Below are 24,356 nucleotides of genomic sequence, written 5' to 3'. Positions count from 1 at the left end.
ACGGCTCCCTGCGCCGCAGCCGCGGTGTGGATGCTTCGAAGGAGGACATGTGGCCCGACCAGGCCAGCGCCGGTCCGGTCGTGCGCGCCCGGAGCCCGTCACCACCCAGCGTCGCCGCGGCGCCCAGCGCCCCACCGAGGAGGGGCTGATCCCCGTCCTCGCCGGGGTGGCCCGCGAGGTCGAGAGTGCCGTCCAGCGCCCGCCGACGCGCCCGGCGATCCGGACGAAGTTCCAGGTCGTCGCGCTGCTGGTGCGTGAGGAGCGGACGCGGGTCAAGGCCGACGCCACGCTGAGCGAGGCGAAGCGGACCCAGGAGCTCAAGCGGCTCGACGGGGTCGCGACGATGCTCGCGAAGATCGCCGCCCGGGACACGTCGCTGCTCGCGCTGCTCGGCGAGGACGCCAAGGTCACCGACGCGGCGCGCGCCTTCATGGCGACGGTCCTGCGCGCCGGCGGGATCGAGCCGCCCGAGGAGCCCGAGCCGACGCCGCCGCCCGCGCCGGTGGCGGGGGCCGAGAACCGGGTCGTGCCGCGGTCGGTGATCTCACGTCAGCTGGCGAACCCGTTCCTGGCGCCCGACTTCGAGGCGGCCGCGCAGCGCACGGCGGCCCGTCCCCGGCGCCTCGCCGGCTGGGAGCTGCTCGAGCCGCTCTTCCGGTCGTTCGCGGAGGCCGCCGCCGGCGCGCCGGCGTGCATGCCGCTGCCCGAGCCTCGCCCCGTGCGTGTGCCGCTGGGTCGCGAGCTCATGCCGCACCAGGCGCAGGTCGTCGCCGCGACGGCCCGTGGCCACCGCACGTTCCTGCTGGCCGACGAGCCCGGGCTCGGCAAGACCGCGCAGGCGCTGCTCGCCGCGCAGGCCGCCGACGCGTTCCCGCTGCTCGTCGTTGTCCCCAACGTCGTCAAGACGAACTGGGCGCACGAGGTGGGCATGTGGATGCCGCACCGCCGCGCCACGGTCGTCCACGGCGACGGGGAGCAGGTCGACGGCTTCGCGGACGTCGTGATCGTCAACTACGAGCTCCTGGACCGGCACGTCGGCTGGCTCGGCGACCTGGGCTTCCGCGGGATGGTCGTCGACGAGGCGCACTTCATCAAGAACAAGACCTCCCAGCGCTCGCGGCACGTGCTGGCGCTCTCGGAGCGGATCCGGGAGCGCGTCGCGCGGCCGCTGCTCATGGCGCTCACCGGCACGCCGCTCATCAACGACATCGAGGACTTCCGGGCGATCTGGCAGCTGCTCGGCTGGATCGACGACAAGCAGCCGCTCGGCGCGCTGATGACGTCGCTCGAGGAGACCGGGCTGACGCCCGCGGACCCCGGGTTCTACGCGGAGGCCCGGACCAGCGTGATCGAGATGGGCATCGTGCGCCGCCGCAAGGCCGACGTCGTCGCGGACATCCCGGCGCGCCGCGTCGCCGACCTGCCCGTCGAGCTCGACGGCCCCGTGGGGCGCTCGATCCGTGCCGCCGAGGCTGCGCTGGCCCGCCGGCTCGTCGAGCGCTACCGGTCCGTCATGGAGGCGCGCGCGGCGGAGGGCGTGCCCGACGGGATCGACCTCGAGCTCGCGCGCCGCATCGCCGCGACCGAGCTCAAGGACTCGAGCTCGAAGGCCGGCGGCGAGAACGTGTTCACGATGGTCCGCCGGATCGGTCAGGCGAAGGCCGGGCTGGCCGCCGACTACGCCGCCCAGCTCGCCCGCAACGTCGGCAAGGTCGTGTTCTTCGCCAAGCACGTCGACGTCATGGACCAGGCCGAGCAGACGTTCGCCGACCGCGGCATCCGGTACGCGTCGATCCGCGGCGACCAGACGCCGAGAGTCCGCGCGAAGAACATCAAGGCGTTCGTCGAGGACCCCGACGTGCAGATCGTCGTGTGCTCGCTGACCGCCGCCGGCGTCGGCCTGAACCTCCAGGTCGCGTCGAACCTCGTGCTCGCGGAGCTGTCCTGGACCGACGCCGAGCAGACCCAGGCCATCGACCGCATCCACCGCATCGGCCAGACCGAGCCGGTCACCGCGTGGCGGATCATCGCCGCGCAGACCATCGACGCGAAGATCGCCGAGCTCATCGACAGCAAGTCGGGGCTGGCGGCGCGGGCGCTGGACGGCGCGGGGGAGGACGACTCCTCGTCGTCCACGGACGTGCAGCTCGAGGCGCTGGTCGCGCTGCTCACCGACGCGCTGGCCGCGGAGGGCCTGGGCTGATCCACCCAGCGCCGCCGGCGCACCGACGCCGATCGAAAGGCCCCCGGCAACCAAAGTGTGACAGAGTTGCTCATCTGCTTGCAGTACGACCACTCTGGGGATACGTTCTGCACACAGTTCGCGTATCCCGCCGCAAGGGGGTTCGGCACCATGGGCGTTGCCCTGACAGCGGAGCAGCGGGTGCGGCTCGCCCGCGCTCGCGAGCTGGTCTCGGAGGCCGCGACGATCCTCGACGAGCTGGACGACCTTCCCGGCGGCGCCGACCTGGCTGCGGCGCACCGAGAGCTCGGCGAGCACCTCCACGCGCTCGAGGCTGCCGACGGTCCGGTCCGGACCTTGCGGCTGGCCGGCGGTCGGCGGCTGCGTGAAGCGCTCCAGCGGGGTCCGCTCGGGGCGGTGGACGCCGCCGCGCTCAAGCCCTACTACGCGAACCCGCGCAAGGCCCTTGCTGACGCGGCCTCCGACGGACGCCTCCACCGCGTGGCGCGGGGCATCTACATGCCCAGGCCGCGGACGGCGACCGACCGGTGGAAGCCGACGATCGAGACCGCGGCCGCTGCCGTGGGGGCGGTCACGATGGGGCAGCCCACCCCGCTGATGGGCATGAGCGCCGCGCGGATGCACCAGGCGCTCCCGCGCGCGCTCGGTCGCGCCTGGGTGGCCTCGCCCCGGACGCACCGGGCGGTCGAGCTGACCGGTGGCGGGGCGGTCTCGTTCGTCATGCGTCGACGCTTCGATGCACTCGACATCGAGAAGATCGACTCCGAGCTGGGACCGCTGACGGTGACGACGGTCGACCAGACGATCCTCGACCTGATGCGCGGCCTCGGTGCGGCCGGCCTGGAGAACGAGATCGACAACGTGGTGCTCGCGCTTGCGGAACGGACCGACGTCGGACGACTGCACCGCGTCGTCAAGGAGGACAAGGGCAGTCTCGCGGCGTTCCAGCGCTTCCTGGACCTGCTCGCATGAGTCTCGACCCGGACGAGCTCGTCTCTGTCGCGGAACGGTTCGGCGTCGCTGACGAGCAGGTGCAGCGGGATCACGCCATCTCGCACATGCTCGCCGCTCTCGCGCGGACCGCGGCCGACCATGTCGTCTTCTTCGGGGGCACCGCTCTGTCGCGCACGCACCTAATGAACCTGCGGCTCAGCGAGGACATCGACCTCATCGCCATCGGCCCACGTACGGAAGCCGCCCGTGCAGTGACGAACGCCTTCGACGCCGGGCCCGTGAGGCGCGAGCTCGGGCGCATCACGTGGCGCCCGGACCTGGGTGTCGCGCGGGGATCCGCGGCGGCCGTGGCGATCACGGCGACCGGCCACGCCGTCAAGGTGCAGCTCCTCTCCGGCCAGGGGTATCCATCCTGGCCCTCGGAGCTTGTGCCGATCCAGCAGCGGTACTCCGACGTGCCGGCCGCGTCGTTGCGGGTGTTGACCCGGGACGCTTTCGCCGCCTCGAAGCTCTCGGCGTGGATCGACCGCCGGACGTCGCGAGACCTGTACGACCTGTGGGCGATGGTCGGGGCAGGGATGATCACGACCGGCGCGGCAGACCTGTTCTGTCGCCTCGGCCAGAGGACGCGCGTGCCTGAGCGCGCGGTGATCGCGGTGGAGCCGAGCGATGACTGGGTGACTGCTCTGGGAGGGCAGACGCGCATCGCGATCGACCAGGGGAGCGCTGCGGACGTCGTCGCCAACGCCTGGAGCGCTGTGCGGCAGTAGCCCTCAGTGAGCGCCCGTGCGGCCCCACCCCTGCGCTCATGTGCCGTGACGGCGTCCGGGTGGGTCCGGGAAGCCGCGCACCCGGAGCCCCGGACGAGACGGCCGATACCCGGACATCGCGGAACCCATAACAGAAAACCGTCCACACCTTCGGGCGATGGCGGCTTACTGACCTGTATGTCAGGATCACTAACCAATTGCCCGACGGCGCCGTCCGCACCGGACACGTCGCCGCGTCTGGGCGCGCAGTGTCGCGCGCCCGCTCCCGCGCGCTGGACGGCGCGCGGGCCCACCAGGGGGCGAAGGGAAGACGATGCATCAACTTCGGAAGTGGCTGACCGCGCTGGTCGCGGGAGCCGTCTGCGTCATGGGGGCGGCCACGCCGGCCGCCGCGCTCGGGCCGGACCGGCTGCCGATCACGGTCGGGAACCAGTCGGGCCGCAGCGAGCAGGTGTTCGTCCACGTGCTCGGCACGAACCTCGCGACCGGCCAGCTCGGCTGGGTCGACGGTGGCGGCACGTTCCGCGCGTGGCCCGCGGGCTCGAACCCGCCGTCGCCCGCGCCGGACAGCGCGATCGCCGGACCCGCCAACGGCGGCGCGGTCACGGTGCAGGTCCCGCGCGGCTTCTCGGGCCGCATCTACTTCTCGTTCGGTCAGAAGCTGCCGTTCTCGCTGACGCCGGGCGGCGTCGTGCAGCCCGCGCCATGGGCGGCGGGGGACCCGACGCGCGACATGCTGTTCGACTGGAGCGAGCTCACCTACAACGACTCCGGGCTGTGGCTGAACAGCTCGCAGGTCGACATGTTCGCCGTCCCGCACTCCGTGAGCGTCACGGGCGCCTCGGGGGCCACGCGCACCACGGGGAAGCTGGTCCCCAACGGCCGCCAGCAGATCATCGACGCGCTGCGCGCCGACCCCGCGTTCGCACGCAGCGTCGTGACGCGCGCCGACGGCACGGTCCTGCGCGTCCTCGCCCCCGGCAAGGCCGCCGGCGCCGGGCTGCTCAGCGCGACCTACCTCGACAGCTACATCGCGTCGGCGTGGAACGCGTACACGACGCGTGCGCTGACCGTGCAGCCGTTCGGCGACCGCCCCGAGGTCCGCTACACGGGCCGCACGTCGGGCACGACGCTGCGCTTCACCGACCCGTCGGGCCGTGAGGTCGCGGTGTTCCCGCGGCCGTCGTCCTCGGACGTCTGGGGCTGCGACGGGGCGCTGCACGCGCCGAACGACCAGGTCGTCGGCCCCATCGCCCGGACGCTGTGCGCCGCGCTGTTCCGCGGCACGCTGGGCGCGAGCTCGACCGAGCCGGTGCTCGACGCCGGCCAGTTCTACCGCTCCACGCCGCCGAACCTGTACGGGCGCGTGATCCACGCCGCGATGACCGACGGCCGCGCGTACGCGTTCGCGTTCGACGACGTCGGCGCGTTCGAGTCGCTCGTGCACGACGGCGACCCGCGCAGCGCGCGCATCGACCTCACCCCGTTCGGTGCGGGCACGGGTGGCGGCGGTGGCGGTGGCGGTGCGACGACCGGGACCGGCGCGGTGACCTCCGGCGTGGCGGGCAAGTGCCTCGACGTCGCGAGCGCCAACAGCGCCAACGGCACCGCGGTGCAGCTCTGGGAGTGCAACGGCACGAACGCCCAGCGCTGGACCTTCGGCACCGACGGCTCGCTGCGGGCCCTCGGCAAGTGCCTCGACATCGCGGACTGGGGCACGGCGAACGGCGCCAAGGTCCAGCTGTGGGACTGCGCCTCCGGCCAGTCGAACCAGACCTGGGTGCGCGACGGCAGCTCGTACCGCAACCCCGCGTCGGGCAAGTGCCTCGACAACCCGGCCAACGGCAGCGCGAACGGCAACCGGATCCAGATCTGGACCTGCTACAACAACGACGCCCAGCGCTGGTCGGTGCCGGGCGCCTGACGGACCCACCAGCTGCACGAACCACGCCGCCCGACGACAGGACAGTCGTCGGGCGGCGTTCTTCGTGCCGACCACCCCGGGTGCACCCGCGCGTCCGTGCGCGACAATGACCGCACCACCTGGGGGGTGCGCATGGGCCTGGGCCTGTATCTCGCGGCAGCCGTGGTCGGCGGCCTGCTCGCGACCGGGGTGCGGCTCCCGCCGCTCGTCGGCTACCTCGTCGCCGGGTTCGCGCTCGGCGCGGTGGGTGCGCCGGCGCCGGACGGGCTCGAGCAGGTCGCCGAGCTCGGCGTGGTCCTGCTGCTGTTCGCGATCGGGCTCAAGTTCGACGCGCGCACGCTGCTGCGCCGGGAGATCTGGCTCACGACGAGCGTCCACATCGTGCTGTCGACCGCCGTGACGATCGGCTTCCTCGGGCTGCTCGCCGTCGCCGGGCCGGCGCTCGTGGCCGACGAGCCGCTCGGCGGGCTCGCGCTCGTGGGGTTCGCGCTGTCGTTCTCGTCGACCGTGTTCGTCGTCAAGGTGCTCGAGGACCGCTCCGACACGACGTCGCTCTACGGGCGCATCGCGGTCGGCCTCCTCGTGATGCAGGACGTCGTCGCGGTCGTGTTCATGGCGCTCTCGGGCGGCGAGGTGCCGAGCCCGTGGGCGCTCGCGCTCGTGCTCGTGATCCCCGCAGCCTGGCCGCTGCACCGGATCTGGGACCGCATCGGGCACGGCGAGCTGCAGGCGCTGTTCGGCGTGACGGTCGCCGTCGCGCTGGGCTGGGGACTCTTCGAGGCGGCCGGCGTGCACGGCGAGCTCGGGGCGCTGCTCATGGGCGTGCTCCTCGCGAAGCACCCCGGGGCGTCGGAGATGTCGCGGTCGCTCATGACGTTCAAGGACCTCATGCTCGTCGCGTTCTTCCTGCAGATCGGGCTGCACGGGCGACCGGGCCCCGAGGAGCTGCTGCTCGCCGTCGCGCTGCTCGCGGTGCTCCCGTTGCAGGTCGCGTTCTACGCCGTCCTGCTCTGGGCGATGCGGCTGCGGCGGCGCACCGCGTTCCTCACCGGGCTCGTGCTCGCGAACTTCTCCGAGTTCGGCATCATCGTCGCGGTCGTCGGCGCTTCCGCGGGGATGCTCGACGAGCGGTGGGTCGTCGTCGTCTCGCTCGCCGTCGCGATCAGCTTCGCGGTGTCGGCGCTCGTCAACCGCCGCGGCGTCGAGCTCGCGAGCAGGATGGTCAAGCTGCTGCCGCACCACAGCACGCACGAGCTGCACCCCGACGACCGCCTCGTCGACGTCGGGCACTCCGACGCCCTCGTGCTCGGGCTCGGGCGGATCGGCGCGGCGACCTACGAGCAGCTGCGCGACGGGTACGGGCTCTCGGTCGTCGGCGTCGAGCACGACCCGGCGCGGGTCGGCGAGCTCACGGCGCGGGGGTTCGACGTGCTGCGCGCCGACGCCACGGACGTCGAGTTCTGGACGCGGGTGCGGCGCGCCGGCCGGGTCCAGATGGTCGTGCTCGCGATGCCGTTCCACAAGGCCAACCTCATCGCGCTGGCCCGCCTGCAGAAGGCCGGGTTCACCGGCAAGGTCGCCGCGGTCGCGCGGTACGACGACGACGTCGACGAGCTCCGGCGGCACGGCGCCGACGCCGTCTTCCACCTGTACGGCTCCGCGGGCACCGCGCTCGCGGACCACGCCGCCGAGGTGCTGCTGCACCGGGACGGTCCGACGCGGGCGCGTGACCCCGAGGTGCTGCTGCACCGGGAGAGCGCCCCGCGCGCGCACGAGCCGGAGGTCGCGCCCGGCGCGGCCGCCGACCGAGCCGTCGCCGACGGTCCGTGACGCCGGCCACCGCGGGACGGACGAGCCGACGTGCCCCGCGGATGGCACGCTAGGCCCCCACGGCACGACGAACGAGGGAGACCCCCATGCCCGGCGGTTTGGCTGCACTGCTCGACGACATCGCGGCGCTCGCGAAGCTCGCGGCGGCGTCGGTGGACGACGTCACAGCGGCGGCGGGCCGGGCCAGCGCCAAGGCGGCCGGCGTCGTGATCGACGACACCGCGGTCACGCCGCGCTACGTGAGCGGCTTCACGCCGGACCGTGAGCTCCCGATGATCCGCCGCATCGCGATCGGGTCGCTGCGCAACAAGCTGCTGTTCATCCTGCCCGCCGCGCTGCTGCTCAGTCAGTTCCTGCCGTGGTTGCTGACGCCGATCCTCATGGTCGGCGGCACCTACCTGGCGTTCGAGGGAGCGGAGAAGATCTGGGAGCTGGTCAGCGGGCACGGCAAGCACCAGGACGAGGCGCCCGCCGTCGTCCAGGGCCCGGACACCGAGAAGAAGATGACCGCAGGCGCGATCCGCACCGACTTCATCCTGTCCGCCGAGATCATGGTCATCGCCCTCAACGAGGTCGCCGACGAGCCGCTCGTGTCGCGCGCGCTCATCCTGATCGTCGTCGCGCTCGCGATCACCGTCATGGTCTACGGCGTCGTCGCGCTCATCGTGAAGATGGACGACATCGGGCTCAAGCTCGCCCAGAACAGGAGCGGCGGCGTCGCGTCGTTCGGGCGCTTCCTCGTGCAGGCCATGCCGAAGGTGCTCGCGGTGCTCTCGACCGTCGGGATCGTCGCGATGCTCTGGGTCGGCGGCCACATCCTCCTCGTGGGGGTCGACGAGCTCGGTTGGCACGGGCTGTACGACCTCGTGCACCACGGCGAGGAGGCCGTCCACGGCGTCGCCGGCATCGGTGGGTTCCTCGCGTGGCTCGTCAACACGCTCGCGTCGGCGCTGATCGGGCTGATCGTGGGCGCCGTCGTCGTCGCGGTCATGCACGTGATCCCGCGCAAGAACAAGCACGCGGGCGCCGCGCACTGACCCCGGGCCCTCGCGACGCGACGTCCTCGGACCTCCCGTCGCGGGGCCGGGGCCTCCCCGCCCGAGTCCCGCCGCCCGTCCCGCTCCGCGCCGCCCGGCGACCGTTGACAGCGCGGGCCGGCGGGCGGACCGTGGGAGGACGAAGGGGGTGCACCGATGCGCCGTCGACTCTCCGCCGTCCTCGCCACGCTCCTGCTCCTGGTGGGCGGCCAGCTGCTCGTCGCCCCCGGCGCCGCGGCCCACCCGTACTGCGGTCTGGTGTGGGGCTCGCAGGCCCGGTCCGCCGGGGACCTGTCCGCCGGGACCCTCGTGAACGTGCGCGCCGGGCGGCACGCGTGCTTCGACCGGCTCGTGCTCGACGTCGACGCGCCGCTCACCGGCTGGTCGGTGCGGTACGTCGACCGGCTCGTCGACAGCAGCGGCGCCGACGTCCGGGGTGGCGCGCGGCTCGAGGTCGTGGCGCGCGTGCCGGCCCTCGCGACGGACTCGTGGTTCGTCGGGCCCGGGACGATCGTCGAGGGCGGGTCGTCCTACCGCACGCTGCGGCACGTCGCGTGGGTGAGCATCGAGAGCGGCGTCTCGACGCTCGGCTACGGCGTCCGTGCCCGACTGCCGTTCCGTGCGTTCGTGCTGCCGGGCCCGGGCGACGGGTCGCGGCTCGTGGTCGACGTGGCGCACCGGTGGTGCGACGAGGGGCACCGGGTCTGCTGAGCGCGGCCGGGTCTGCCGAGCGAACGCGACGCAGCGCTCGCCCGGCGCCGAGTCGGTGGCAGCGTCTAGCCTGGCGCCAGACCCCGCCGACGGAAGGACCGCGCATGGCGCTGATCGGAGCACACGTCCGGGACGACGACCCCGTCGCCGCCGCCGGGGACGTCGAGGCGGAGGCCGTGCAGTTCTTCCTGGCGAACCCGCAGGGCTGGAAGAAGCCGGTGCCGCGCGACGACGCCGACGCGCTCACCGCCTCGGGCCTGCGCCTCTACGCGCACGCGCCCTACCTGGTGAACGTCGCGTCGACCAACAACAAGATCCGCATCCCGAGCCGCAAGATGATCGCCGACCACGCGTCGGCGGCGTCGGCCCTGGGGGTCAGCGGGCTGATCGTGCACGGCGGGCACGTCGCCGACGGGGACGACATCGCGGTCGGCGTCGACAACTGGCGCAAGACGTTCGAGCGCGCCACGTTCCCCGTCCCGGTCCTCGTCGAGAACACCGCCGGCGGCGAGAACGCGTGCGCGCGGACGCTCGACCGGCTCGCGATGCTGTGGGACGCGATCGGGGAGTACGAGGTCGGGTTCTGCCTCGACACGTGCCACGCCTGGGCCGCGGGGGAGGACCTCGAGACGATCGTCGAGCGGGTGCTGGCCATCACCGGGCGGATCGACCTCGTGCACGCGAACAGCTCGCGCGACCCCGCCGGGTCGAGCCGCGACCGGCACGCCAACTTCGCGACCGGCACGATCCCGCCCGAGCTCATCGCGCACGTCGTGCGGGAGGCCGGGTGCGACGCGGTCGTCGAGACCCCGGCCGAGCGGCAGGCGGAGGACATCGCGTTCCTGCGGGCGGCGCTCGCGGGCTGACCGCGGCGCCCGGTCGGGGAGGGTCGACCGGCGACCGGCGACCGTCGGACGCGCCTGGAGCGGGCGTGCAACCGACGCACGCGTGCGGAGGCGGGCGGACGGCCCGCGATCGTCGCGCACGTCCGGGAGCGGTGGCTCAGAGGTCGTGTTCAGCGAGCTCGCGGAACTCGTCGGGGACCGCGGCGCCGCGCCGGAGGACCGCGGGCAGGTAGCCGACCGCGTCGCCGCCGAAGCGCGTCCGGATCCGGTCCATCGACCCGTCGACGGCCCGCCGCGCCGAGCCCGTCGGCGAGCCGGGGCGCCACGGGTCCTCGGGGCGCAGGTCGAGCTCGGGCTGGACGATCAGCTGGTCGACGACGTTCGACACCGAGATGCCGAGCAGCGTGATCTCGGTGCCGGGCGGCGCGTCGTGGATCGCGGACCACGCGAGGTGCTCGGCGACCTCCGTCAGCGTGAGCGTGCTCGCGACCGGCTGGGCCAGCGTCCGCGAGCGGGTCACGGATGTCATGCCGGCGAACCGCACGCGCACGGTGATCGTGCGGCCGGCGCGGTCCTTGGCGCGCAGGCGGCGGGACACCCGGTCGGCGAGGTGCGCGAGGACCGCCCGGACGTCCTCGACCTCGGGACGGCGCCGGCCGAGGGCCGACTGCGCGCCGACCGAGCGGGCCCGGCGGTCGGTCACGACGCGGCGCGGGTCCTCGTCGTGCGCCATCGCGACGAGCTTGTGGCCGACGGCGGTCCCGAGCAGGTGCTCGACCGCGGACGACGGCGTCTGCGCGAGCTGGCCGATCGTGCGGATGCCGCGCTCGGCGAGGCGCTGCTGGTGCACGGGCCCGACGCCCCAGATGAGCCCGACGGGCAGCGGGTCGAGGAACTCGCGCTCGGTGCCGGGCTGCACGACGACGAGCCCGTCGGGCTTCGCGACCTGCGACGCGATCTTCGCGAGGTGCTTGGTGCGCGCGGCGCCCACCGAGATGGGCAGCCCGATGTCGCGGCGCACCCGCTCGCGGACGAGCGCGGCGATGGCCTCGGGCGGCCCGAACAGGTGCGTCGCGCCGGACACGTCCAGGAACGCCTCGTCGATCGAGATGCGCTCGACGAGCGGCGTGACGTCGCGCAGCACCTCCATCACGGCATCGCCGAGCCGCTGGTACTCGCCGAAGTGCCCGCGGACGAACGTGAGCGCCGGGCACAGCTTCGCCGCGCGCCAGCCGGGCATCCCGCCCTGCACCCCGAACGCCTTGGCCTCGTAGGACGCCGCGAGCACGACGCCGCCGTTCGGTCCGCCGCCGACGGCGATCGGGCGCCCGCGCAGCGCGGGGTCCAGCAGCTGTTCGACCGACGCGTAGAACGCGTCGAGATCAGCGTGCAGGATCGTCGCGCCGCCGACGGGCATGCCTCCACGGTAGTCGAACACGCGTTCGAACACGAGGGTCCGCCCGGGTGATCCGAGGCGCCCGCTCAGGCTCGTCCGGCGGCGATCGGGTGTCACCCGTGCGGCCGCGAGCCCGCGCCGAGGAGCGGGCTCGCGGCCGACGGTCGTGCGGAGGTCAGTCTCCCGCGTTGCCCTGGTCGATCCGGACGACCTTGGAGTCCGTGACCGCCACGAGGTCGAGGTCGTCGTCCCCGCGGGCGTAGTAGACGCGCGCGCTCACGCCGATCTCGGGGTACATCGAGCTCACGAGGCCACGGCCCTCGTCGAACGTGAGCTCGGGTGCCGGGACGGAGTTCGTCACCGTGACCTCGCTGGGCAGCGAACGCGTCGCGAAGTCGACGGTGAAGTCCGGCGGGATCGAGAATGTGCTCTGCCCGACGGGGGAGGAGTCGTCGCTGAAGCCCTGGAACCACGAGACCGTGACGCGGTTGGTCTGCTTCGACTGGTTGGTCACCGAGACCACGGTGGCCGAGCGGAGGCGGCCGCCGGTCTGGGAGGTCATGAACGTCACCAGGTACCGCGGGCCGCCGCGGACCAGGATGCCCGTGAGGTCCTCGAGGTGCCCGAGCTCGATCGCCTGGTGGAGCCGTCGGGCCGCGCGGCCCTCGGTCGGTGCGTGCGGGCCCTTGATGTTCAGCTCGTTCGCCATCTGTCCTGCTCCTTGGGGTGCGGCCCGGAGGGGGTCTCCCCGGCATGGGCCGCTGCGGACCGGGAGGGCCGGCGGGCGGGGTCGTGCTCCGCGCGCTGCCTGGTCGACGGCCGGGCCGCCTCGGTGATACCGGTCGGCGCCCGATCTGTCCGGCTTTCACCCGCGGTGTTTCAGCCGCCGCGCAGGTGCACTCGGTGCAGCGTTGCACCTAGTGTAGGAACCGTGACCGAGGCCCCGACCGATCGCCGCGTCGCGCTCAAGGCGCGGCACCGGCAGGCGATCGTCGACGCCGCGGCCGCGCTCATCGCGGAGACGGGCGGCCTGCGCTTCACGATCGACGACCTCGCCCGGCGGGCGGACGTCTCGCGCCGCACCGTCTTCAACCACTTCGCGTCGGTCGACGACATCGTCGCCGAGGTGTTCGGCGACGTCATCGGCACGCTCGTCGCGAGCTACGAGCGCGAGAGCGGGGCGGCGGGCGGCGCCCCGGAGACCGGGACCCCGCGCGGCAGCCGCGGGAGCCCGGCCGCGGACGGTCCGGCGCCCGACGGCGAGCCCGTCTCCGCGACGGCCGACGACCGCGCCGTGGTGTTCGACGAGCTCGCGCGGGCCGTCCGCTCGACCGACCTCGTCGCGCCCATGGCATTCCTCACCCAGTCGCTGCGCTCGCACGACGAGCACTCCCCGGCGATCGCGACCGTGCTCGTGCGTGTGCTCGACGCCGCGCGAGGCCGCCTCGCCGCGGCCGTCCTCGCCCGGCACCCCGGCGCGGACGTGCTCGACGTGCACCTGCTGGTCAACGCGGTCGTCTCGGGCGTCCTCGTCCTGCACCGGCACTGGGACACCGCGACAGGCGCGGCCGACGACGAGCCGTCCCGCGCCGTGTGGGCCGCGCTCGTCGACCGGCTCCTCGACCGCACCGGCCACGGCTTCGCGACGGACGGGCCCGCGCCCCGCTGACCCAGCCCGTCCCCCCCGACCCACCCGGCTCACCGACCCACCCCGTCCCCCCGACCACCCCGCCCGGCGGGGTCACGCTCACCACCGTGGCCCGCCGCACCGCCCGCACCGTCCGAAAGGCACACACCCTCATGGCCGAACTCCTCCTGCGGCTCGGGAGCTGGTCCGCCCGGCGCGCCCGCACCGTGGTCGCCGCGTGGCTCGTCGTCCTCGCGCTCGTCGGGGGTGCGTACGCCCTGCTCGGCGGCACCCTCGCGAGCAGCGTCTCGATCCCCGGCACCCCCACCGCCGAGGTCACCGACCGCCTCGCGACCGAGCTCCCCGCCGCCGCAGGCGGGACCGCGGGCGTCGTCCTGACGACTGCGTCCGGCGAGGAGTTCACCGCCGAGCAGCGCGAGGGCATCACCCGGCTGGCCGAAGGCGTCGCCGACGTCGACGGCATCGAGACGGTCGTCGACCCGTTCGCGACCGAGGCGCAGCGCGCCGAGCAGGCCGCACAGCTCGAGAGCGGCCGGGCGCAGATCGAGCAGGGGCGCGCCGAGCTGGCGCAGGGGCGGGCCGAGCTCGAGCAGGGCCGCACCGAGCTCGCGCAGGGGCAGGCACAGCTCGACGCCGCCCGGGCGCAGCTCGCCGCCGCCGGTGCGCCCGCGCAGGGCGGGTTCGCGGGGGAGGCGCAGCAGGCGGCCCTCGAGGCGCAGCTCGCCGCGCTCGACGCCGAGCAGGCCGCGCTCGACGCGGGCACGACCGTCATCGAGGCGGGGGCCGCGGAGCTCGAGGCCGGCGAGGCCGAGCTCGAGACGCAGAACGAGCAGCTCCGGCTCGGTGAGGCGCTGCTCGACATGGCCGCGGAGATCCGCACCGTCTCGCAGGACGGCAGCGCGGCGGTGCTCACGGTCGTGTTCACCGCGTCGCAGTTCGAGATCGAGCAGGAGACGCGCGACGCGGTCGTCGAGGTGTTCGAGTCCGGGCCGGTCGACGGCGTCGAGGTCGACTACTCCGCCGAGCTCACGAGCGGGGTCCCCGAGCTGCTGGGCGTCGGCGAGGTCGTCGGCGTCGTCGTCGCGGGCGTCGTCCTCGTCGTGATGCTCGGCACGCTCGTCGGCGCGGGGCTGCCGATCCTCGCCGCGCTCGTCGGCGTCGGCATCGGCGCGCTCGGTGCACTGTCGCTCTCGGGCGTCGTCGAGATGAGCTCGGTGACCCCGATGCTCGGCGTGATGCTCGGCCTCGCGGTCGGTATCGACTACTCGCTGTTCATCGTCAACCGGCACCGCCGCCAGCTCAAGGCCGGCTACGACGTCGAGGAGTCGATCGGGCTCGCGAACGGCACGTCCGGCAACGCGGTCGTGTTCGCGGGCATGACGGTGCTCATCGCGCTGCTCGCGCTCAACATCACGGGCATCCCGTTCCTCGGGCTCATGGGCACGGTCGGCGCGATGTGCGTCGCCATCGCGGTGCTCCTCGCGGTGACGTTCACGCCCGCGCTGCTGTCGCTGCTCGGGCTGCGGGTGCTGAGCCGGAGGGAGCGGGCGCGCCTCGGGAGCGCGGCGCCGAGCACAGCGGGCGCCACCGGGTCGTCGACCACGGGAGCCCCGGCGCCCGCGACGCCGGCCCTCGCGACGCCGGCCCCCGCGCGCCCCATGTCGACCCCCGGTGCGGTGCTCCGGGCGGTGCTGGCCGTCGCGGCGCTCGTCGTCGTCGCGATCCCCGCGCTCGAGCTGCGGCTCGGCCTGCCCGACGGGTCGTCCGAGCCGCACGACTCGACGCAGTACCGCGCGTACGCGACCGTCGCCGAGAAGTTCGGTGCGGGTCAGGCCGGCACGCTCGTCGTGGTCGCGGACCTGCCCGGCTCACCGACCGAGGAGGAGGTCCTCGCCTACCAGGTGCAGGTCGGGGAGCAGCTCTTCGCGCAGGACGACGTCGTCGCCGTCGCCGCGGTCGGCACGTCGGAGGACCGGACCGTCGCCGCGTTCCAGGTCGTCCCGGCCGAGGGCCCGACGACCGAGTCGACCGAGGAGCTCGTGCACACGCTGCGGACGCTCTCGCCGCTCGAGGGCGACATCTCCATCGCCGTCGCGGGCCAGGCCAGCGGCAACATCGACATCTCCGACAAGCTCGCCGGCGCGCTGCCGACGTACCTCGCGGTCGTCGTCGGCCTCTCGATGCTGATCCTCGTGCTCGTGTTCCGGTCGGTGTTCGTGCCGGTCATCGCGACGCTCGGGTTCATCCTGTCGTTCTTCGCGGCCCTCGGCGGCGTGGTGGCGATCTACCAGTGGGGCTGGCTCCGTGCGGTGTTCGGCGTCGAGACCCCCGGCCCGGTGCTGAACTTCCTGCCGACGATCCTCGTCGGCATCCTGTTCGGCCTCGCGATGGACTACATGCTGTTCCTCGGCTCGGGCATGCGGGAGGCGTACGCGCACGGCGCCCCGGCGCGCGTCGCGGTCGTCGAGGGCGTGCGGGCCGGCCGGGCCGTCGTGACCGCCGCGGCGATCATCATGGTCTCGGTGTTCGGCGGCTTCGTGTTCTCGCACAGCGCGATGATCCGGCCCATCGGGTTCTCGCTCGCGTTCGGGGTGCTCGTCGACGCGTTCGTCGTGCGCATGACGCTCGTGCCCGCGCTCATGCACCTCGCGGGGGACAAGGCGTGGTGGCTCCCGGGCTGGCTCGACCGGCTGCTGCCCGACGTCGACGTCGAGGGCTCCGCGCTCGAGCGCCGGCACCCGCACGTCGCGCACGCGCCGGAGCCGGAGTCTGCTCCGGCGCCGGCGTCGGGTCCCGCAGACCCCCGGTAGGCGGCGCGCTGCCCCGGTCCCGGACGCGAGCCCGGGACCGGGGCAGAATGTCCGCTGTGCCCCCCTTCGCGCGCCGGACCGCCACGCCCCTCGCCGTCGGCCTCGCGGCGCTCGTGGCGCTCGGGGGCTGCACGGGCGACGACCCGGACGCGTCGCCGTCGCCGAGCGTCACGGCCACCCCGACGCCGACGCCGACCCCCACGCCGACCCCGACCCCGACCCCCGTCGCGCCGGTGCCGTTCGAGGTCGGGGCGCCCGCCGAGCTGACCCCCGAGAGCACCCGGCTCGCGCGCGGCGACGAGGCGGTGCTGCAGAAGAACTCCGGGTTCGACCCCGCGGGCGCGCACTACACCGAGGCGCAGTGGGCATCGAAGGTCCTCGACGTCGCAGCCGCGGACCCGGCGGAGATCGCCACCGTCGCCGGGGTCGGCGCGTTCGACCCCGCGACGCAGCAGGCGTACTACGTCCGCACGAGCCACCGCCTCCTGTGGGCGCGCGGCACCAGCGACGCGTCGACGCTCGCGCCGCCGCACGTGCTCGGCTGGGGCGCCGACGGCGCGGGCGCGGGCGACCTGCTGCCGATGGGCCTGTTCGCCCCGTGCCAGACCGACCAGCTCGACGAGCCGACCGTCGACGCCGAGGTCGCCGCGTGCACGATCGCGGTGCTGCCCGCGGGCCAGCCCATCGGCTACGTCGGCGTCGAGGGCAACCCGCAGGTCACGCGCGACGCGCACGCGCCGGTGACGTCGGTCCCGGTCGTCTGGGTCCTCGAGGGCTGACGGCGCTTCTCGGGGGACGGGCGGCCCGGCGCGGGTCCGCCGTGGCCTCGGGCGCGCCCGGCACAGCACACCGCCCGGTGCCCTCACCGTGAGGAGGGGCACCGGACGGCGTGCGTCCCGGTCAGCTCGCGCGGGCCGAGGCGACGCGGACCAGCAGGTCCGCGGCGAACCCGTACTCCCCGACGAGCAGCGCGTGCTCGGCGTCGGCGAGGTCGGCAGCCCAGCCCTCGGGCGCGTCGGTCCCCGCGTCGACGACCCGCTGCTGCGCGAGGTCTCGCAGCACCGACGTGAGCGTGTTCATCTGCTGCCACGTCACCGCGTCGCTCCCGTCGAGCCGGTTCGCGGCCCGGGCGAGCGTCCGGAGCACGGCCCGCTCGTTGCCGACCTCGCCGGTCTCCGTCCAGTCGCCGCGCGCGAGGGCCTGGTCGATGTCGCCCACGGCCCGGCGCACGGCCCGGTCGCGCGACGACTCGAGCTCGGCCCGCAGCGCCTCGAGCCGGTCGAGCGCGGAGTCGGTGCGCAGGCCCCAGCCGAACGGCAGCTCGGGGTCGTACTCCGCGTCGCCGACGTTGATCGGCTCCTGGTCCTGCGTGCGCGGCCACGTCTGCCCGAGGCGGCCGGTGAACGGTGCGTCACCGAACAGCACGTCCGCGACGCCCGCACCCTCCGAGCCGGGCAGCCAGGACGCGACGAGCGCGTCGACCTGGCCGTACGGGTCGGCGACGACGTTGGGCCGGCCGGAGACGACGAGCACGACGCACCTCTCGATCGCCGAGCAGACGGTGTCGACGACTGCCTGGTCGCCCGGCGTGAGCGTGAGCTGCTTGTTCGGCTCGCGCGGCACGCCGCCGTCGGAGGGGTCCCACGGCCAGCCGGGCCCGCCGACGTCGCCGTAGCCCTCGGAGTACGGGGTCTCGCCCACGACGACGACCCCGACGTCCGCGCCGTCGGTCGGCGCCGACGCGTCCTCGCTGAACGTGACCTGCGCGTCCGGTGCGACATCCTCGATGCCCGCCCGGATCGTCGTGCCCGGGATCAGGTCCTTGACCGGCTGGCCCTGCCACGTGACGGTCCAGCCGCCGGCCTGGATGCCGATGTTGTCCGCGGCGCGGCCCGCGAGGTAGACGTTCGCGTCCTTCGCGAGCGGCAGGACGTCGCCGGTGTTGCGCAGCAGGACCTGCGACTTCGCGACCGCCTCCCGGGCGACCGCCCGGTGCTCCGCCGAGCCGATGTCCGCCTGGCCCGCGCGGTCGGTGTACGGGCGCTCGAACAGCCCGAGCTCCAGCTTCTGCTGCAGGATGCGGCGCACCGCGTCGTCGATCCGCGCCATCGGCACCCGGCCGGCGCCGACCTCGCCCATGAGCGTCGCGATGAACGGGTCCGGGGTGTTGGGCTCCATGAACATGTCGACGCCCGCGTTGACGCTCGTGCGGACCTGCGTCGGGTAGTCGCCGGGGATCTGCTCGATCGCGTTGTAGTCGCTGATCACGAACCCGTCGAAGTCCTGCTGACCCTTGAGCCAGCCCGTGATGAGCTCGGTGTGCGCGTGCATCTTGAGCGGGTCGCCCACGCCGTTCTCGGTCCAGTCGACGCTCGAGTACGACGGCATGACCGTGCCGGCGCGGTACTCCCGGACCGCGGGGACGTACGGGGACAGGTGCAGGCGCTCGAAGTCCCGCCGGCTCGTCACCGCGACGCCCTGGTCGATCGTGTACTCGCCGGTCGTGCTGCTGCCGAACTCGGTGCCGCCGTCGCCCGCGAAGTGCTTGACGGACGCGAGCACGCGGTCGGGCTGGTCGAGCTCGCTGCGTCGCGGCCCCTGGAGCCCGTCGATCGCGGTCTCGTTGAGCACGACGAGCGCGGGGTCCTCGCCGAACGACTCGTAGGTGCGGCCCCAGCGCAGGTCCCGCGCGACGCAGATGCACGGCGCGAACGACCACTGCGGACCGGTCGCGCGCGTCTCGGCCGCGGTGACGTGCGCGACCTCCTCGACGAGCGCCGGGTCGCGCATCGCGCCGAGCCCGATGTTGTGCGGGAAGACGGTCGCGCCGACGAGGTTGCCGTGGCCGTGCACCGAGTCGACGCCGTACAGCAGCGGGATCGACAGCCGGGTCGACAGGGACTGGGTCTGGAAGCCGTCGACCATGTCGGCCCACGCCTCGGGGGTGTTCGGCGTCGGGGTCGAGCCGCCGCCCGAGAGCAGCGAGCCGAGGCCCAGCGACGCGACGCGGCCGGGAGTCGCGGCGACGTTGGCCCGCTCGGCCTGGGTCATCTGGCCGACCTTCTCGGCGAGCGACATGCGCCCGAGCAGGTCCGAGACGCGCTCCGCGAGCGGCAGGTCGGCGTCGAGGTAGGGGAAGCCGTTCGCCTGGATCGCGACGGTCGCGCCGCCGGCCACCGTGACGTCGGGCGTCGTCGTGCTGAACGAGAGCGGGACCGTCTCGGTCGTCTCCGCGTCGTCGTCGGCCGTGAGCGCGACGGTGACCTCCTGCGTCGCGCCGGACTCGGCGCCGGCCGCGAACGTCACGGCGCCGCCGGTCTCGGTGTAGTCGGCCCCGCCCGTCGCGGTGCCCGTCCCGGTCGAGAAGAACACGGTCACGTCGGACCCGAGCGCGGTGCCGTCCGCGGTCGTCGCGGTGAGCGTGACGGTCGCGGTGCCGCCCTCGGCGGCCGTGACGAGCGCCGACGGCGTGACGGTCACGGGCCCCGCGGCGTGGGCGGCCGGCGCCCCGACGAGCACGAGCGGCACCGCGAGGGCCCCCGTGCAGAGTGCGGCGACGCGCCGCCGGACGGATGTGAGCACGAGCATGAGCCCCCCAGCCCTCGACCCTCGCGTGCACGTCGTCGGGCACGCGGTGCGGCGTCCGCACCCGCTCATGCTTCGGCGGCGACAGAGGGCGTGTCAACGGCTGCGGACCGCCCGCTCGGGCGGCCGTCGGACGCAACCTTCCCTGGGTCGGAGGTCCCGACCGGGCCGGCCGGGCACCGCGCCGCGGGCCGCCTTCATCAGTCCTTCATCGTCCGTGAGCAGAACGTGCGGGCGGCGCCGCCACCGTGGTGAGGGCGCCGGAGGGTCCGGCGCACGCACCGGAGGTCCCACCATGGTCGCCACCGCACCCACCACCGCCGACCGGACCGCGCAGCCGTCCGCCCCGGCGAGCACCACCCGACTCGCCGCCGTCGCCGGCGTCTGCCTCGCCGTCGCCGTCCTCGCGCTGCTCCTGCCCGCGTGGCCCGCGGGCGACGACATGGGCTCGACGCACTACATGGGACTGCTCGCGGACAACCAGCCGTGGAACCTGCTGCTGTTCATGGCGGTCCCCGTCGTCCTCGCCGAGACGATCGCCGTGACCGAGCTCGCGATCCTGTTCCGCCGCGACGTCCCCCGGGTCGTCGCCGACCTCAACCGGTACGCCGGGCTCGTCGCCGGGTTCTACTTCGTCGGCGTCGTGGTCTACCTGACGAAGCACGCCGTGATCCCGCTGACGACGTCGGGCGGCTGGCGCGGGTGGGTCGACGTCGTGGCCGTCGGCTTCTACCTGCTCGGCGTCGTCCCGCTGCTCGGGATGAGCCTGCTCGAGACGCGGGCGGTGGGCGCCGGCTGGGACGACCGGCGCCGGCTCCAGGTGCACGCGACGCTCGTCGGGCTGTTCCTCGTGGTGGCCCACGTCGCGATGATCGCGGGCATGCTCGACCCGGGCGTCGTCGCCGGGTGGGAGCCCACGCACGTCATGCACGACGGGTCGAGCATGGTCGGCATGACGCACTGAGCCGCGTCGGGGGCGGGCGTGGTCAGGCCGCCGGGAGCGTCACCGTGAACGTCGCTCCCGTGCCCGGGCCGTCGCTCGCGACGCCGATCGTGCCCCCGTGCGCGAGCGTCAGCGCCCGGCTGATCGCCAGCCCGATCCCCGAGCCGCCGCCGGACCGGTCGCGCGCGGTGTCGACCCGGTAGAACCGCTCGAAGACGTGCGGCAGGTGCTCGGGCGCGATGCCCTCGCCGGTGTCGGCGACCCGCAGCGCGACGACGACGCCGCCCGCCCCGGCCCCGGCCTCGGCCTCGGCCTCGGCCTCGGCCTCGGCTTCGGCCTCGGCCTCGGCGGTCAGCGTGATCGTGCCGCCGCGCGGGGTGTGCCGGACGGCGTTCGTGAGCAGGTTGTCGAGGACCTGGGCGACCCGCACGCGGTCGACCGCGACGTCGGGGAGGCCGCGCGCGGGGGCCAGGACGACGGACACGCCGGCCTCCGCGGCTCGCTCCCGCACGGCAGCCGCGGCGGCGGCGAGCAGCTCGGCGGGCGCGACCGGCTCGAGGTCCAGCGCCAGGTCGCCCGCCTCGGCCCGGGTCACCGCCGTCAGGTCCTGGGCGAGGTGGGTCAGGCGGGCCGCCTGCTCCCGCAGCACCGCGAGCGTCGTCGCGTCCCACGGCTGCACGCCGTCCTCGACCGCCTCGAGGTAGCCAGCGATCGTCGCGACCGGCGTGCGGACCTCGTGCGCGACGTCGGCCAGCAGCCGGGCGCGCAGCCGGTCGGCCTCGTGCAGCCGGGCGGCCATCGCGTTGAAGGACCCGGCGAGCTCGTCGAACTCGGCGCCCAGCCCTGGCGCGGGGACGCGCGACCCGTAGGCGCCCGCCCCGACGTGCGCCGCGGCGGTCGACACCGCGGCGAGCGAGCGGCCGATGCGCCGGGTCAGCACGAGCGACACCGCCGCGGACGCGAGCGTCGCCGCCCCGATCGCGAGGGCCAGCGCGACGGCGCTCGCGTCCCGGAACGCCTGCTCGGCGTGCACCACCGCGGCGTCGTGGTCGCCGACGCCCGCGTCGACCATGTGCTCGTGGAACAGCCCCGGGCCGACGGCCGACGCGACGAGCCACGCCGTGAGCGCACCGGTCGCGAGCACCGCGGCGAGGGCCGCGAGCAGCCGGGCGCCGAGGCCCCGCGCGCCCGGGCCGCGCCACCCCCTACCGCGCGGATCCGCGCCGCGTGCGCCCGAGCGCGGGTCCGGGCCCGGCGCGCCGGACGCGTCCGCCGCGGGCACCCCGGCCGGGGTCGTCATGCGCCCGTGCCGATCCGGTACCCCACGCCGCGGACCGTGCGGACGTACCGCTGCGCCTCCGCGGTGTCGCCGAGCTTCTGCCGCACGTGCAGCACGTGGACGTCGACGAGGTGCTCGTCGCCCACCCAGCCCTGACCCCACACGGTGTCGATCAGCGCCCGCCGGCTGAGCACCCGGCCCGGCCGGGACGCGAGCGCCGCGAGGACGTCGAACTCGGTGCGCGTGAGCGGCACCTCGGTCCCGTCGACGCGCACCTCGCGCGCGTCGACGTCGACCCGCAGGGCGCCGACCTCGAGCACCTCGTGCGCGTCCTCCGCTGCGGCCGACGCCCGCGCGGGCTCGGTGGGGCTCCGGCGCGGCCGGCGCAGGAGGGCCGCGACGCGCGCCATGAGCTCGCGCGGGCTGAACGGCTTGGTGAGGAAGTCGTCGGCGCCGACCGAGAGGCCGATCAGCGTGTCGACCTCCTCGGCGCGTGCGGTGAGCATGACGACGTAGCAGTCGGTGAACGTCCGCAGCCGGCGGCAGACCTCGACGCCGTCGAGCCCGGGCAGCCCGAGGTCGAGCACGACGAGGTCCGGGTCGACGTCGCGCACGAGCCCGACCGCCTCCGCCCCGTCGTGGCACACGGTCGTCCGGAACCCGTCGCGCTCGAGGTACCCCGCGACGAGGCGGGCGAGGGCCTGCTCGTCGTCGACCACGACGGCGCGGCGCTCCGCGGGCGCGGGAGCGGCGGCGTGCGGTGCGGTGCTCACAGACCCATCGTCGGCCGACGGGAGCGCCGCGGCACGGGTCCTCGGTCCGGGGTCAGCCGCGGACGCGGACCGCCCCGCCGACCGGACCGCCTCGCCGACCGGCGCGTCCTGGCTAGTGCCCCGCGCCCAGCTGCCCCGCGAGGCGCTCGTGCCGGCGGGCGCTGTCGGCGTCGAGGTTCACGATCGTCACCGTCGTCCCGCGTGCGGCGTACTTCGTGGTGATCGCGTCGAGCGCGGCGACCGTCGAGGCGTCCCAGATGTGCGCGGCGGCCAGGTCGATGACGACGCTGCTCGGGTCGCCCGCGTAGTCGAACTGGTAGACGAGGTCGTTCGACGACGCGAAGAACAGCTCCCCGGACACCGCGTAGGTGCGGGTGCTCTCGTCGCCGGTGTCGACGACCGTGACGTCGGTGAGGTGCGCGACGCGCCGGGCGAACGCGACCATCGCGACGAGGACGCCGCAGACGACGCCGTACGCGAGGTTGTGCGTCGCGACGGTCACGCCGGCGGTCGAGAGCATGACGACGAGCTCGCTGCCCGGCATCCGACGCAGCGTCGACGGCCGGACGGAGTGCCAGTCGAACGCCGCGACCGCCACGAAGATCATCACCGCGACGAGGGCCGCCATCGGGATGACGCCCACGAGGTCGCCCAGCCCGACCACGAGGACCAGAAGGAACACCCCGGCGAGGAACGTCGACAGGCGCGTCCGGGCCCCCGCCGCCTTGACGTTCATCATCGTCTGCCCGATCACCGCGCAGCCGCCCATGCCGCCGAAGAACCCGGTGACGACGTTCGCGACCCCCTGGCCCCACGCCTCGCGGGTCTTGTCCGAGTGCGTGTCGGTGATGTCGTCGACGAGCTTGGCGGTCAGGAGCGACTCGAGCAGGCCGACGAGCGCCATCGTCACCGCGTACGGGGCGATGATCCGCAGCGTCTCGAGGGTCAGCGGCACGTCGGGGAGCAGGAGCGCCGGCAGGCTCTCGGGGAGCTCGCCCTCGTCGCCGACCGTCGGGACGCTGATCCCCGCGGCGACGGTGACGACGGTCAGCAGGAGGATCGCGACGAGCGGTGCCGGGACCACGGTCGTCAGGCGCGGCAGCCCGAAGACGACCACGAGCCCGGCGGCGACGAGCGCGTAGACGGCCCACGGCACGTCCACGAGGTGCGGGAGCTGGGAGAGGAAGACGAGCGTCGCCAGCGCGTTGACGAACCCGACCATGACCGACCGCGGGACGAAGCGCATGAGCCGCGCGACGCCGAGCGCCCCCAGCGCGACCTGCACGAGCCCGCCGAGGATCACGGTCGCGATCAGGTAGTCCTGCCCGTGCTCGCGCGCGACCGGGGCGACCACGAGCGCGACGGCCGCGGTGGCGGCGGAGACCATCGCCGGCCGCCCGCCGACGACGGCGATGGTCACGGCCATCGTGAACGACGCGAACAGCCCGAGGCGCGGGTCGACCCCGGCGATGATCGAGAACGAGATCGCCTCGGGGATCAGCGCGAGCGCGACGACGAGCCCGGCGAGGACCTCCGTCCTGAGCCGGCGCGGCGAGCGCAGGGCGCTCAGCACGGAGTGCGTCGCGTCGGCCTCGGGGAGGTGCGGCCGGGCGGGTGTGGTGAGCTCGGTGGGCGCAGGGGAGGTCAC

Annotated in this window: 18 protein-coding genes; 12 read left to right on the top strand and 6 right to left on the bottom strand. The window is 74.4% G+C overall.

The genetic code is table 11. The features are described 5' to 3' along the window. Window positions 1-49 precede the first annotated feature (49 nt). The 8 genes from CCE01nite_RS18740 to CCE01nite_RS18705 all read left to right on the top strand — a co-directional run bounded on the left by CCE01nite_RS18740 (window position 50) and on the right by CCE01nite_RS18705 (window position 10,295). Window positions 50-2,203, top strand: a complete 2,154-nt coding sequence (locus tag CCE01nite_RS18740) for a DEAD/DEAH box helicase (RefSeq protein WP_034626325.1) — start codon at window positions 50-52, stop codon at window positions 2,201-2,203. A gap of 78 nt (window positions 2,204-2,281) precedes the next feature. Further along, complete coding sequence (locus CCE01nite_RS18735) at window positions 2,282-3,175, top strand: type IV toxin-antitoxin system AbiEi family antitoxin domain-containing protein (RefSeq protein WP_141372821.1); 894 nt, start codon at window positions 2,282-2,284, stop codon at window positions 3,173-3,175. Then, window positions 3,172-3,927, top strand: a complete 756-nt coding sequence (locus CCE01nite_RS18730; protein WP_034626331.1) for a nucleotidyl transferase AbiEii/AbiGii toxin family protein — start codon at window positions 3,172-3,174, stop codon at window positions 3,925-3,927. The genes CCE01nite_RS18735 and CCE01nite_RS18730 overlap by 4 nt, the downstream gene beginning before the upstream one ends. Before the next feature lie 313 nt (window positions 3,928-4,240). Beyond that, a complete protein-coding gene (locus CCE01nite_RS18725; protein WP_034626337.1) occupies window positions 4,241-5,851 on the top strand; it encodes a glycoside hydrolase family 64 protein in 1,611 nt (536 codons plus the stop codon). 132 nt (window positions 5,852-5,983) lie between these two features. Further along, on the top strand, window positions 5,984-7,681 hold the full coding sequence (locus tag CCE01nite_RS18720) for a cation:proton antiporter domain-containing protein (protein ID WP_084142504.1): 1,698 nt from the start codon (window positions 5,984-5,986) through the stop codon (window positions 7,679-7,681). A gap of 86 nt (window positions 7,682-7,767) precedes the next feature. Next, entirely contained in the window at window positions 7,768-8,718 is a 951-nt protein-coding gene (locus CCE01nite_RS18715; RefSeq protein WP_034626342.1) for a DUF808 domain-containing protein, read from the top strand. A gap of 156 nt (window positions 8,719-8,874) precedes the next feature. Then, the gene (locus tag CCE01nite_RS18710) at window positions 8,875-9,429 is read left to right on the top strand and encodes an AMIN-like domain-containing (lipo)protein (RefSeq protein ID WP_034626347.1); all 555 of its coding nucleotides are present in this window, start codon (window positions 8,875-8,877) and stop codon (window positions 9,427-9,429) included. Between the two features lie 104 nt (window positions 9,430-9,533). Beyond that, complete coding sequence (locus CCE01nite_RS18705) at window positions 9,534-10,295, top strand: deoxyribonuclease IV (RefSeq protein ID WP_034626351.1); 762 nt, start codon at window positions 9,534-9,536, stop codon at window positions 10,293-10,295. Between the two features lie 136 nt (window positions 10,296-10,431). Here the strand turns inward: CCE01nite_RS18705 and dinB are convergent, their stop codons facing one another. Together dinB and CCE01nite_RS18695 are read right to left on the bottom strand one after the other, a co-directional pair. Beyond that, entirely contained in the window at window positions 10,432-11,691 is a 1,260-nt protein-coding gene (dinB, locus tag CCE01nite_RS18700; protein WP_034626408.1) for a DNA polymerase IV, read from the bottom strand. Window positions 11,692-11,845: 154 nt separating this feature from the next. After that, a complete protein-coding gene (locus tag CCE01nite_RS18695; RefSeq protein WP_034626355.1) occupies window positions 11,846-12,379 on the bottom strand; it encodes a hypothetical protein in 534 nt (177 codons plus the stop codon). A gap of 222 nt (window positions 12,380-12,601) precedes the next feature. Between CCE01nite_RS18695 and CCE01nite_RS18690 the strand changes: the two genes are divergently transcribed. The 3 genes from CCE01nite_RS18690 to CCE01nite_RS21600 all read left to right on the top strand — a co-directional run bounded on the left by CCE01nite_RS18690 (window position 12,602) and on the right by CCE01nite_RS21600 (window position 16,907). Continuing rightward, entirely contained in the window at window positions 12,602-13,339 is a 738-nt protein-coding gene (locus CCE01nite_RS18690) for a TetR/AcrR family transcriptional regulator (RefSeq protein WP_034626358.1), read from the top strand. A gap of 131 nt (window positions 13,340-13,470) precedes the next feature. Next, a complete protein-coding gene (locus CCE01nite_RS18685; RefSeq protein WP_034626360.1) occupies window positions 13,471-16,128 on the top strand; it encodes an MMPL family transporter in 2,658 nt (885 codons plus the stop codon). Between the two features lie 56 nt (window positions 16,129-16,184). Further along, complete coding sequence (locus CCE01nite_RS21600; RefSeq protein WP_034626363.1) at window positions 16,185-16,907, top strand: hypothetical protein; 723 nt, start codon at window positions 16,185-16,187, stop codon at window positions 16,905-16,907. Between the two features lie 121 nt (window positions 16,908-17,028). Here CCE01nite_RS21600 and CCE01nite_RS18675 read toward each other — a convergent pair whose 3' ends face one another. After that, a complete protein-coding gene (locus CCE01nite_RS18675) occupies window positions 17,029-19,716 on the bottom strand; it encodes a glycoside hydrolase family 3 protein (protein WP_052103634.1) in 2,688 nt (895 codons plus the stop codon). Window positions 19,717-20,008: 292 nt separating this feature from the next. Here CCE01nite_RS18675 and CCE01nite_RS18670 point away from each other — a divergent pair, with 292 nt between their 5' ends. Then, window positions 20,009-20,677, top strand: a complete 669-nt coding sequence (locus CCE01nite_RS18670) for a DUF6803 family protein (protein WP_141372820.1) — start codon at window positions 20,009-20,011, stop codon at window positions 20,675-20,677. Window positions 20,678-20,699: 22 nt separating this feature from the next. Here the strand turns inward: CCE01nite_RS18670 and CCE01nite_RS18665 are convergent, their stop codons facing one another. From CCE01nite_RS18665 to CCE01nite_RS18655, 3 genes are all read right to left on the bottom strand, one after another. Next, a complete protein-coding gene (locus CCE01nite_RS18665) occupies window positions 20,700-21,956 on the bottom strand; it encodes a HAMP domain-containing sensor histidine kinase (RefSeq protein ID WP_084142506.1) in 1,257 nt (418 codons plus the stop codon). Beyond that, window positions 21,953-22,708 (bottom strand): response regulator, encoded by a 756-nt coding sequence (locus tag CCE01nite_RS18660; RefSeq protein ID WP_034626366.1) that lies wholly within the window; start codon window positions 22,706-22,708, stop codon window positions 21,953-21,955. The genes CCE01nite_RS18665 and CCE01nite_RS18660 overlap by 4 nt, the downstream gene beginning before the upstream one ends. Window positions 22,709-22,820: 112 nt before the next feature. After that, on the bottom strand, window positions 22,821-24,356 hold the full coding sequence (locus tag CCE01nite_RS18655; protein ID WP_034626369.1) for a SulP family inorganic anion transporter: 1,536 nt from the start codon (window positions 24,354-24,356) through the stop codon (window positions 22,821-22,823).

It is taken from the genome of Cellulomonas cellasea, from assembly GCF_006538745.1.
GTDB lineage: Bacteria > Actinomycetota > Actinomycetes > Actinomycetales > Cellulomonadaceae > Cellulomonas_A > Cellulomonas_A cellasea.
Note: the sequence above shows the minus strand (reverse complement) of the source record. Positions and strands in the feature narration are given on the sequence as shown.

What these genes read in the sequence shown, in the direction of transcription:
- CCE01nite_RS18730 (WP_034626331.1), top strand. Translation starts at nt 3,172, where the DNA reads ATGAGTCTCGACCCGGACGAGCTCGTCTCTGTCGCGGAACGGTTCGGC.
- CCE01nite_RS18725 (WP_034626337.1), top strand. Translation starts at nt 4,241, where the DNA reads ATGCATCAACTTCGGAAGTGGCTGACCGCGCTGGTCGCGGGAGCCGTC.
- CCE01nite_RS18720 (WP_084142504.1), top strand. Translation starts at nt 5,984, where the DNA reads ATGGGCCTGGGCCTGTATCTCGCGGCAGCCGTGGTCGGCGGCCTGCTC.
- CCE01nite_RS18715 (WP_034626342.1), top strand. Translation starts at nt 7,768, where the DNA reads ATGCCCGGCGGTTTGGCTGCACTGCTCGACGACATCGCGGCGCTCGCG.
- CCE01nite_RS18710 (WP_034626347.1), top strand. Translation starts at nt 8,875, where the DNA reads ATGCGCCGTCGACTCTCCGCCGTCCTCGCCACGCTCCTGCTCCTGGTG.
- CCE01nite_RS18705 (WP_034626351.1), top strand. Translation starts at nt 9,534, where the DNA reads ATGGCGCTGATCGGAGCACACGTCCGGGACGACGACCCCGTCGCCGCC.
- dinB (WP_034626408.1), bottom strand. Translation starts at nt 11,691, where the DNA reads ATGCCCGTCGGCGGCGCGACGATCCTGCACGCTGATCTCGACGCGTTC.
- CCE01nite_RS18695 (WP_034626355.1), bottom strand. Translation starts at nt 12,379, where the DNA reads ATGGCGAACGAGCTGAACATCAAGGGCCCGCACGCACCGACCGAGGGC.
- CCE01nite_RS18685 (WP_034626360.1), top strand. Translation starts at nt 13,471, where the DNA reads ATGGCCGAACTCCTCCTGCGGCTCGGGAGCTGGTCCGCCCGGCGCGCC.
- CCE01nite_RS18675 (WP_052103634.1), bottom strand. Translation starts at nt 19,716, where the DNA reads ATGCTCGTGCTCACATCCGTCCGGCGGCGCGTCGCCGCACTCTGCACG.
- CCE01nite_RS18670 (WP_141372820.1), top strand. Translation starts at nt 20,009, where the DNA reads ATGGTCGCCACCGCACCCACCACCGCCGACCGGACCGCGCAGCCGTCC.
- CCE01nite_RS18665 (WP_084142506.1), bottom strand. Translation starts at nt 21,956, where the DNA reads ATGACGACCCCGGCCGGGGTGCCCGCGGCGGACGCGTCCGGCGCGCCG.